Genomic DNA, 10,406 nt, shown 5'->3' with positions numbered 1-10,406 from the left:
CGGTGACACCCGCCCCACCCCCGCGGCCGCCCGCGGCCCGGCTTCCCCGGACCCGGACCCGGGCCCAGACACGGACCCGCGCGCGGAGCACGCGAGCGACGACTGGGACGACGGGCTGATCGCCCGGCGCGTGTCCGAGACGAGCGCCGCCGAGCAGGCCGCGGTCATGGAGACCAGGATGCCCAGTACGCAGACGGCGGCCCCTCTCGCGTACGACGGGCTGCTCCGGTCACGGCTCGACGCGCTGCGCGAGCTGGTGGGACTCTCCCGGACGCGGCTCGACAGCAGGACGCTCGCCGAGGCGGGCTGTGTTCTGGACGAGGCGGCGGCGCGACGCAAACTCTCCGGACAGCACACCGTCGTCGCCATCGCGGGAGCAACCGGCAGCGGCAAGTCCACGCTGTTCAACGCCCTCGCCGGGGTGGCCATCTCGGAGACCGGCGTCCGGCGGCCCACGACCGCCGCGCCCATCGCGTGCAGCTGGAGCGACGGCGCGGCCACGCTCATCGACCGGCTCGGCATCCCGGGACGGCTGCGGCGGCGCCCCTTGCTGGGCCCGGACGGCGAGTCGCTGCTGCGCGGGCTCGTCCTGGTCGACCTCCCCGATCACGACTCAGCGGCCGTGCAGCACCGCGAGCAGGTGGACCGCATCCTGGCGCTCGTGGACGCGGTCATCTGGGTCGTCGATCCGGAGAAGTACGCCGACGCCGTCCTCCACGAGCGCTATCTGCGCCCCATGGCGGGGCACTCGGAGGTCATGTTCATCGTCCTCAACCAGGTGGACCGGCTGCCCGGGGAGGCCGCCCATCAGGTCCTCGACGATCTGCGGAGGCTGCTGGACGAGGACGGGATCGCGCTCGGGGAGTACGGCGAAACGGGTGCGACCGTGCTCGCGCTGTCCGCGCTCACGGGAGAGGGCGTGGGCGAACTCCGCGAGGCACTGGGCCGGTTCGTGGCTGAGCGGGGCGCCGCGGCGCGCCGTATCTCCGCCGACGTGGACGCGGCAGCGTGGCGTCTGCAACCCGTGTACGCGACCGGACGGCGCACCGGGCTCAGCGAGGAGGCCCGCGACGAGTTCGCCGACCGGCTCGCGGACGCCGTGGGAGCGACCGCGGCGGGCGAGGCCGCCGAGCGCGCGTGGCTGCGCAACGCGAACCGCGCGTGTGGGACACCCTGGCTGCGGCTGTGGCGATGGGTCCAGGACCACAGGGAGTTCACCACCGGACGTCTTCCCCTCCGCGCGCCCGTGGAGGAGGAGGCCACCGCGCGCCAGCGCGTCGAACAGGCCGTGCGCACGGTGTCGGAGAGGGCTGCCTCGGGGCTGCCCGCACCCTGGGCCCAGGCTGTGCGCGAGGCCGCCGCGCGCGGCGCGCAGGGGCTGCCCGAGGCGCTGGACGAGCTGGCGGCGCGGGCCGCGGGGCCCCAGGTGCGGCCGCCGCGACCGGGCTGGTGGCCGGTCGCCGTGCTCGCCCAGGCGTCCATGACGGTCCTTCAGGTCGTCGGCGGTCTCTGGCTGGTGGGACAGATCATCGGGATCGCCTCGCCCAACATCGGTGTGCCGGTGCTGCTGATGGCGTTGGGCATCGTCGGCGGTCCGGTCGTCGAGTGGGGCAGCAGACTGGTGGCGCGTGGCCCGGCCCGACGGTACGGGCTGGAGGCGGAGCGCCGGCTGCGGGAGGCGGCGGCCGCGTGCGGGCGGGCACGGGTGCTGGATCCGGTGACGGCGGAACTGCTGAGGTACCGGGAGGTGCGCGAGCAGTACGGACGGGTGCTGGGGGCGACCGTGGCCGGGCGATGAACCAGACGAACCAGGGGTGAGCCAGGGGTGAGCCTGGGCCGGGCCAGTGGTGGGCTCGGCGCGGGGCAGGGGCGAGCCAGTGGTGGGCTCGGCGCGGCGCCAGGGGGGTTCACCCGTTCGGGTGGCGGGGTTTTCCACAGACCGGGGGTTGTGCACAGCGCTCAGTGGGCTCGGACCGGAGGAGGCAGTCTGATCTCGCGGCGACCGCAGCGGACGCGGTCACCGCGGCAGACGCCGCCGTACGGGACGGGCCCGTACGCGTATCCGCCCGGCACGGGTGCCGGGGCGAAGGAGGGGTTCGCGAATGAACGAGACGACGCTGTGCGTGGTGGGGAACGTGGCCACCCAGCCGGTGTGCAAGGAGACGGCCATGGGCACCTCGGCCCGGTTCCGGCTGGCGGTGACGTCGAGGTATCTGGACCGGGAGAAGAACGAGTGGACGGACGGACACACCAACTTCTTCACGGTGTGGGCCAGGCGGACCCTCGCCGCGAACGTGGCCTCGTCGGTGTCGGTGGGCGATCCGGTGGTCGTCCAGGGGCGGCTGAGGGTGCGTACCGAACGGACGGAGCAGGGCGAGAGCCGTACCTGGGCGGACATCGACGCGGTGGCGATCGGCCATGACCTCGCGCGTGGAACGTCGGCGTTCCGGCGTAACGCCAGGGCGGAGACGGCGGGGGCCGACGCGGTCTCGTCCCAGCCCGAACCCAACTGGGAGACGCCGGTTGCGAGTCGGCCGGGCACAGCCACGCAACCGCGGCCGGAGCCAGCCGGAGTGACATGAGATCAGACCGGAAATCGACCGACCTGACCGGACTGCGGCTTATCGTCGAATGCGTTGCGGACGCTCCCGAAGGAAGTTGTGAATAAGCGCAGTTCAACGCCTGTGTGAGCGATAACGATTCCGATTCGGATCGGCTTCCGACGAGATGAGCGGGGGAGGGCGGGCGCACCGCGTCCTTAGGATGCCGGGCATAGCTCACGGGGCTGACGATGCTGGTGGTGGGACCCGCCCCCCACGTCAACGGGTCCTGCTCGAAGGGGAATTCTGTGTTTGCTGCGTTCTCTGCGGTGTCCGTTCGCCGGCGGGTCGCCGCCCGTCTCGCCACCGCGGCTCTGGTGCCCGGGCTCGTTGTCGCGGGTGTGTTCACCACCGCGGGCACGGCCGTCGCCGAGGAGGCTCCTCAGGGCCCCGGCGGTGCGACGGCGACGATGGACGGCCTGAAGACGTACGGAACCGCGATCGTCCGTGAGAACGGTGAGGAACAGCAGGTCTCCGCCGGCCTGTTCGAGATGTCCGTCGAGGACGGCGGCATGCTCCAGACCTACTGTGTCGACCTCCACAACCCGACGCAGCGGGACGCCAGATACCACGAGACCCCGTGGAGCGGCACGTCGCTGAGCGGCAACAAGGACGCGGGCAGGATCCGCTGGATCCTGCAGAACTCCTACCCGCAGGTCAACGATCTCGCGGCGCTCGCGGAGAAGGCCGGGGCGGCGGGCCTCAGCGAGCAGGACGCCGCGGCCGGGACCCAGGTGGCCATCTGGCGCTTCTCGGACGGCGCCGACGTCGAGGCCCTCGACCCGCAGGCGGAGAAGCTCGCGGACTATCTCCAGAGGAGCGCGCGGAACCTGGCGGAGCCCGCGGCCTCGCTGACCCTCGATCCCCCGGCCGTGTCCGGTCCCGCCGGGGAGAGGCTCGGCCCGGTCACGGTGCGCACCAACGCCGACTCCGTGTCGGTCACGCAGGCCGCGGCCGCCGCCGCGGACGGGGTGAAGGTCGTCGACGAGGACGGCAGGGCGGTGACCTCCGCGGTCAACGGCAGCCGGCTGTACTTCGACGTGCCCGACGACGCCGTGGCCGGCTCGGCGGAACTGACCTTGCAGGCCTCGACCACCGTGCCGGTGGGCCGCGCCTTCGCCTCCGAGACCCGCAGCCAGACGCAGATCCTGGCGGGCTCCAGCGAGTCGACGGTCTCCGCAGTGGCCACCGCGAACTGGGCCGGGAAGGGCGCGATACCGGCGGTGTCCGCCCAGAGAAACTGCGCCGAGGGTGGCGTGGACATCACGGCGGCCAACGAGGGGGACGAGCCCTTCACCTTCGAGCTCATGGGCATCAAGCACACGATCGCCGCCGGTACCACCGAGACGCTGACGATCCCGCTGCAGGAGGACCAGGCGTACGACTTCACCGTCAAGGGGCCGAACGGCTTCGAGAAGCGGATCAAGGGCGTGCTCGACTGTGCGACCGAGACCGCGGCCGGTGAGAGCGGCGACTCGGTCCAGACGCTCAGCGAGCCGAGTCCGATGACGGCGGGGGGCACGTCCACGGGAGGCACCGACCTCGCCGCGACGGGCAGCTCCGACGCCACCCCGCTGATCGCGGGCATCGCCATCGCCCTGGTGGTGGTCGGTGGCGGTGCGATGCTTCTCGTCCGCAGGAAGAAGACGCCCCCGCAGGAGTGACGACGCTCCCGCAGGAGCAAGGGGCGAGCGGTGAGCGGGCTGGGCTGATCCTTGGCAACTTAACAGTGAGTGACCGCGTGGTGACCGAGGCGGGTGGCATGGGCGTGGCCCCGGTGCGCCTCCAGGGCTGCCGGAGGCCGCGTTCCCGGATCCGGAGTGGTCGCCTTCGGGGCCCCTGCCATCCGGTTTCCGTCGGGGGCTGGCCGTGCGGCAAGATGGATGGTACTGCCCACTGCCAGATTTCAAGTTGCCGGACGGTTTCTCTTGGCTGAGTTCATTTACACCATGCGCAAGACGCGCAAGGCGCACGGCGACAAGGTGATCCTTGACGACGTGACGCTGAACTTCCTCCCCGGCGCGAAGATCGGTGTGGTCGGTCCGAACGGTGCCGGTAAGTCGACCGTCCTCAAGATCATGGCCGGTCTCGAGCAGCCGTCGAACGGTGACGCGTTCCTCTCGCCCGGCTACAGCGTCGGCATCCTGCTGCAGGAGCCCCCGCTGAACGAGGAGAAGAACGTCCTGGAGAACGTGCAGGAGGGTGTCGCCGAGATCAAGGGCAAGCTCGACCGGTTCAACGAGATCGCCGAGCAGATGGCGGTCGAGTACACCGACGCGCTGATGGAGGAGATGGGCAAGCTCCAGGAGGACCTCGACCACGCCAACGCGTGGGACCTGGACTCCCAGCTGGAGCAGGCCATGGACGCCCTCGGCTGCCCGCCCGGCGACTGGCCCGTCACTACCCTCTCCGGTGGTGAGAAGCGCCGGGTCGCGCTCTGCAAGCTCCTCCTCGAGGCCCCCGACCTGCTGCTTCTCGACGAGCCCACCAACCACCTCGACGCCGAGTCCGTGAACTGGCTGGAGCAGCACCTGGCCAAGTACGCGGGCACCGTCGTGGCCATCACCCACGACCGGTACTTCCTGGACAACGTGGCCGAGTGGATCCTGGAGCTCGACCGCGGCCGCGCCTACCCGTACGAGGGCAACTACTCCACGTACCTGGAGACCAAGCAGACCCGTCTCAAGGTCGAGGGCCAGAAGGACGCCAAGCGCGCCAAGCGCCTCAAGGAGGAGCTGGAGTGGGTCCGCTCCAACGCCAAGGGGCGGCAGGCCAAGTCCAAGGCGCGTCTGGCCCGCTACGAGGAGATGGCCGCCGAGGCCGAGAAGATGCGGAAGCTGGACTTCGAGGAGATCCAGATCCCGCCGGGCCCGCGTCTGGGCAGCGTGGTCGTCGAGGTCAACAACCTCAACAAGGCCTTCGGTGAGAAGGTCCTGATCGACGACCTGTCCTTCACGCTGCCGCGCAACGGCATCGTGGGCGTCATCGGCCCGAACGGCGCCGGCAAGACCACCCTCTTCAAGATGATCCAGGGCCTGGAGGAGCCGGACTCCGGCTCGATCAAGGTCGGCGACACCGTCAAGATCTCCTACGTCGACCAGAGCCGCGAGAACATCGACCCCAAGAAGACGCTGTGGGCCGTCGTCTCCGACGAGCTGGACTACATCAACGTCGGCCAGGTCGAGATGCCCTCGCGCGCGTACGTGTCCGCGTTCGGCTTCAAGGGCCCGGACCAGCAGAAGCCGGCCGGCATCCTCTCCGGTGGTGAGCGCAACCGCCTGAACCTGGCGCTCACCCTGAAGCAGGGCGGCAACCTGCTGCTCCTCGACGAGCCGACCAACGACCTCGACGTGGAGACCCTGTCCTCGCTGGAGAACGCGCTGCTGGAGTTCCCCGGCTGCGCCGTGGTCGTCTCCCACGACCGCTGGTTCCTGGACCGCGTGGCGACGCACATCCTCGCCTACGAGGGCGACTCCAAGTGGTTCTGGTTCGAGGGCAACTTCGAGTCGTACGAGAAGAACAAGATCCAGCGACTCGGTCCGGACGCCGCCCGTCCGCACCGGGCCACCTACAAGAAGCTGACCCGGGGCTGATCTTGCGGCACATCTACCGCTGCCCGCTGCGCTGGGCGGACATGGACGCGTACGGCCACGTCAACAACGTCGTCTTCCTCCGCTACCTGGAGGAAGCCCGTATCAACTTCCTGTTCCGCCCGGAGAAGGACTTCAAGCAGGGGTCCGTGGTGGCGCGCCATGAGATCGACTACAAGCGCCAGCTGGTCCACCGGCACACACCGGTGGACATCGAGCTGTGGGTCACGGAGATCAGGGCGGCGTCCTTCACGATCACCTACGAGGTCAAGGACCCGGACCAGGTCTACGTCCGGGCCTCGACGGTGATAGTGCCGTTCGACTTCCAGGCGCAGCGGCCGCGTCGGCTCACCGCCGAGGAGCGGGAGTTCCTGGAGGGGTACAGGGACGACGTCGACGCCGCCGAGGACTCTGCCGCCGACGAGGCTGTCGCGGCATGACGATGCTCCACCTCGCCGACGCGGGGGAGGCGGCGGACCTCGCCGCCTTCCTCGGCCGGCTGATCCACTACGACCGGGCGGCCGCGGTGCGTCTGAAGGGCACCGGGACGACACTCGCGGTGTTCGGGCGGCCGCCGTCGTTCGAGGTCCTGGCGATCCGGGCGGTGCGTCTGGCCAAGCCGTACGAGAGCGGGCTCGATGTCACGCTCGACGTGACGGTGTCCGCGGGTGAGCTTCTGGAGACCATCGACGAGTCGGCGGTCACGGTGGTTCTGCCCACCGCGGTGACCGGGCCTCCGTGGGCCGGGGTGCTTCCCCCACGCGGTGGCTGGACCCCCGAGCCCGGGCTGCCCGCGCCGGACGCGGTGCGGTCGATGGTCGCCACCGCGGTGGCCGAATTCCGGGCACGCACCCGGGAGTTGGTGCCCGAGCGGCGGACGCGGGCCGAACTCGACCGGATCGGGCGGGAGATCTGGTCCCGACCGATCGGCGACACCGGCCTTCCGGTACGGGCCGCGCACGCGGCACAGGCGCTCGGCTTCCTGCGCCCCGCGCAGACAGCCGACGAGGCGGCCGACACGACCGGTGAGGAGCCGCTGAAGCTGCTCGCGTCCGGACCGTGGCTCAGGCTGCGCACGCCGTACGGATCGATAGCCGTGCGCCGGGCGGGACTCGGGGCGCTGGGCGTCACCGTGCGCTGATCACGGGACGTACGGGGCGCCGCGACGGGCACCCTGTGTCCCGCCCGGGTCCCGCCCGGCGTCTGCCTCAGCCGGCGGTGTTCACCATCGAAGCGGCGGCGTACGTCAGGTAGTTCCACAACGTGTGCTCGTGCTCCTCGGAGAGGCCGAGCTCGTCGACGGCGACCCTCATGTGCTTCAGCCAGGCATCGTGCGCGGCCCGGTCGACGGGGAACGGGGCGTGGCGCATACGGAGACGGGGGTGGCCCCGGTTCTCGCTGTACGTGGTCGGGCCGCCCCAGTACTGGATGAGGAACAGCGTGAGGCGCTCCTCGGCCGGGCCCAGGTCCTCCTCCGGGTACATGGGCCTCAGCAGTGGGTCCTCGGCGACGCCCTCGTAGAAGCGGCGCACGAGCCGCCGGAAGGTCTCCTCGCCACCGACCTGCTCGTAGAAGGTCTGCTCCTGAAGCGTGCCGCGCCGAATCTCATTCACGCTCCCATGGTCTCAGACCGGGTGGCGGAGGACTCAAGGCCTAGGACCAGCGGGCTCGATGGGCCGGCTCGATGGGCCGGCTCGGTGGGCTGGCTCGGTGGGTCGGCTTCCCCGGCGGTGGTGCGGTCTCGTGGTCGGCAGGGCGGTGCGGCCGGGAGCTGGATCGCGTCGATTCCGGGTCGGGGCGTCGTGGCGCTCGCCTTGGGGGTGGATCGGGTCGCACAGTGGATATATGGGCACGCATGCGCTCGAACAGCACCTGGAAGACCTGGCCGTGGAGGTCAGGGCGGCCTTGGTGCGCGAGATCGGGGCCAGTGGGGCCTGGGACGCCGACCCGGCCTGGCGGAAGGCGTTCGAGGCGGTTCCGCGGCACACCTTCGTGCCGTACTACTTCGTGGCGGGCACAGGTGGTTATGAGCGCCTGTGGGGCGAGGAGCGTGACCCGAGGCGGCGTGAGCGCTGGCTGCGCGGCGCGTACGCGGACGCCCCGCTCGCCACCCGCGTCCGCGACGGTGAGCTGATCTCCTCCAGCAGCCAGCCCTCCCTGATGGCGAAGATGCTGGCCGAGCTGGAAGTGGAGGACGGCAACCGCGTCCTCGAGATCGGCGCGGGGACGGGGTACAACGCGGCCCTGCTCGCGCACCGGCTCGGGGACGACCTGGTCACCACCGTCGATCTGGATCCCGACATCACCGAGGGGGCGCGCAGGCATCTGGCCGCCGCCGGGTACCACCCGACCGTCGTCACGGGCGACGGGGCGCGCGGGGTACCCGAACGTGCCCCGTACGACCGGATCATCGCGACCTGCACGCTGTCGTCGATCCCGCGCGCCTGGCTGGAGCAGTGCGCGCCCGGCGCCCGTATCCTGACGCCGCTGGCCACGGGGCTCGTCGGACTGCGGGTCCGGGACGCCGGATACGCCGAGGGGCGCTTCCTGCACACGCCCGCGTACTTCGTGCCGTTGCGCGGTGACGGGGGAGGGGCGGAGCGGCTCCATCTCCATCTGGGCGGGCTGCCGCGCCGGGCCAGGGAGCATGAGCTCTTCCAGTTCCTGATGGGCCTGACCGCCGGCAGCCTCGACCCGCACGAGGCCCTCGCCCTGTGGGAGCGCGAGGGCCATCCGGCGCGCGACCGCTATGGGATCACGGTCGGCGCCGACCGCGAGTGGGCGTGGCTGGACGACCCGGAGGGGCCGTACGCGTGGCCCCTCCCGTGAGCCGACCCCCCGGGCGCGGCCGGGTGCTCAGCCCCGGCGGATCGTGATCGTCGTCCACGCCCCCACGTGCACCCGGTCCCCGTCCTGCAGGGGGACCGGGACGAACGGCTGGATGGGCTCCTCGGAGCCGTTGACCGTGGTGCCGTTCGTGGAGTTCTGGTCGACGACCGCCCAGCTGCCGTCCGGCTGCTGGACCAGGATCGCGTGCTGGTGCGAGACGCCCGGGTCCTCCGGCGGCACCGACAGGTCGATGTCGGGGGTGTCACCGGTGGAGTGACGGCGGCGGCCGATGGTGATCTGGTTGCCGGTGAGGGCGCGCTGCTGCTCCGGGGAGTACGCGGGCAGGTTCAGACCCGCGGCCTCCGGTCCCGAGCGCTGCATCATCGACATGAAGTAGTCGCGGTCCGGGCCGATCGTGGCTGTCCAGGTCATCGGCTGCTGCGGGTAGCCGGGGCCGGGCGGGGCCTGGGTGACGCCGGGCTGCGGATAGCCGTATCCGCCCTGCATACCGGGGCCGCCGGGCCCACCGGGGCCACCCGGGCCGGAAGGCGCACCGGGGCCGGACGACGGTGGAGAGATCACCCAGTCGTCGTTCCCGCCCCCGAAGGGCGGGCCGCCCTGAGGGCCGCCGCCGGGGCCACCCGCACCACCTGGGCCACCCGGACCCGGCTGGCCCGTCTCACGCGGGAAGGTGGGCGGAGCGGGCGGGCCCGGCTGCTGGAAGGCCTGGGGCGCACCACCGGCACCCGGGCCACCGCCTGCACCCGGACCACCGAAGCCCCCGGGTGCGCCGTAGCCCCCGGGACCGCCAGGTCCAGCAGGACCCCCGGGGCCGCCGGGCCCGCCAGGCCCACCCGGTCCACCGGGCGTGGGGCCGGGCGGGGGCGGAACCGGACGCGACGGGTCACCGAAGCCCGAGGGGCCCGAGGGGCCGCCCGGCCCCGACGGCTCGTTGCCGAACGGCGGTCCCGGCGGGATCGGCTCCGCGGGCCTGTTCACCTGCGAGGGCCGCGAGCTCTGGTAGTCGTACGAGTCACCGGCGCCGAACGACGGCCCCGGCCCCGGCGGCTGCTGGAACCGCAGCGCCGGATTGGGCCCACCAGGGCCTCCGGGGCCACCGTGCCCTCCGGGACCACCGTGCCCGGGACCACCGTGCCCTCCGGGGCCACCAGGGCTGCCCGCAGACGGTCGGGGCGCGGCCGGGGTGTACGTCGTGGCCGTGTTCGTCAGGAAGTTCCACCGGCACTCCTCGCAGAACGGTGCGCCGCCCTCACGGGGCGTACGGCACTGCGGGCAGAGCTCCGGCTCGTAGTCGGGTGAGGCGGACGGGTGCGGGCGCCCTCCGGGGTGACCGCCCGCGCCCGAAGGCGGGGGAGGGGAGCCGGGG

9 protein-coding genes are annotated in these 10,406 nt (G+C 71.8%); 7 read left to right on the top strand and 2 right to left on the bottom strand.

The features are described from left to right. The 6 genes from FNH04_RS32850 to FNH04_RS32825 all read left to right on the top strand — a co-directional run. Positions 1-1,798 (top strand): YfjP family GTPase (locus FNH04_RS32850; protein ID WP_152789505.1); only part of this gene is annotated, 1,798 nt, incomplete at its 5' end. A 304-nt stretch (positions 1,799-2,102) separates the two neighbouring features. Continuing rightward, positions 2,103-2,582, top strand: a complete 480-nt coding sequence (locus FNH04_RS32845; RefSeq protein WP_152789504.1) for a single-stranded DNA-binding protein — start codon at positions 2,103-2,105, stop codon at positions 2,580-2,582. A 209-nt stretch (positions 2,583-2,791) separates the two neighbouring features. Next, entirely contained in the window at positions 2,792-4,264 is a 1,473-nt protein-coding gene (locus FNH04_RS32840; protein ID WP_152789503.1) for a TQXA domain-containing protein, read from the top strand. A 264-nt stretch (positions 4,265-4,528) separates the two neighbouring features. Continuing rightward, a complete protein-coding gene (gene ettA / locus FNH04_RS32835; RefSeq protein WP_152789502.1) occupies positions 4,529-6,193 on the top strand; it encodes an energy-dependent translational throttle protein EttA in 1,665 nt (554 codons plus the stop codon). A gap of 2 nt (positions 6,194-6,195) precedes the next feature. Beyond that, positions 6,196-6,630: an acyl-CoA thioesterase gene (locus tag FNH04_RS32830; protein WP_152789501.1), complete on the top strand. Its 435-nt coding sequence runs from the start codon at positions 6,196-6,198 to the stop codon at positions 6,628-6,630. Next, the gene (locus tag FNH04_RS32825; RefSeq protein ID WP_152789500.1) at positions 6,627-7,331 is read left to right on the top strand and encodes a hypothetical protein; all 705 of its coding nucleotides are present in this window, start codon (positions 6,627-6,629) and stop codon (positions 7,329-7,331) included. The genes FNH04_RS32830 and FNH04_RS32825 overlap by 4 nt, the downstream gene beginning before the upstream one ends. A 67-nt stretch (positions 7,332-7,398) precedes the next feature. On the opposite strand, the gene FNH04_RS32820 is transcribed toward FNH04_RS32825, so the two are convergent. Continuing rightward, positions 7,399-7,803 (bottom strand): globin, encoded by a 405-nt coding sequence (locus FNH04_RS32820; RefSeq protein ID WP_322724510.1) that lies wholly within the window; start codon positions 7,801-7,803, stop codon positions 7,399-7,401. Positions 7,804-8,035: 232 nt separating this feature from the next. Here FNH04_RS32820 and FNH04_RS32815 point away from each other — a divergent pair, with 232 nt between their 5' ends. Next, positions 8,036-9,019 carry a methyltransferase domain-containing protein gene (locus tag FNH04_RS32815; RefSeq protein WP_152789499.1) on the top strand — a complete coding sequence of 328 codons (984 nt, stop codon included), beginning with the start codon at positions 8,036-8,038 and terminating at the stop codon, positions 9,017-9,019. A 27-nt stretch (positions 9,020-9,046) separates the two neighbouring features. Here the strand turns inward: FNH04_RS32815 and FNH04_RS46800 are convergent. Continuing rightward, on the bottom strand, positions 9,047-10,406 hold a 1,360-nt coding region (locus tag FNH04_RS46800), incomplete at its 5' end, for an FHA domain-containing protein (protein ID WP_194236892.1).

This window comes from Streptomyces phyllanthi (assembly GCF_009377205.1).
GTDB lineage: Bacteria > Actinomycetota > Actinomycetes > Streptomycetales > Streptomycetaceae > Streptomyces > Streptomyces phyllanthi.
The sequence above is the reverse complement of the archived record's forward strand: the minus strand, read 5'-3'. Positions and strand labels throughout refer to the sequence as shown.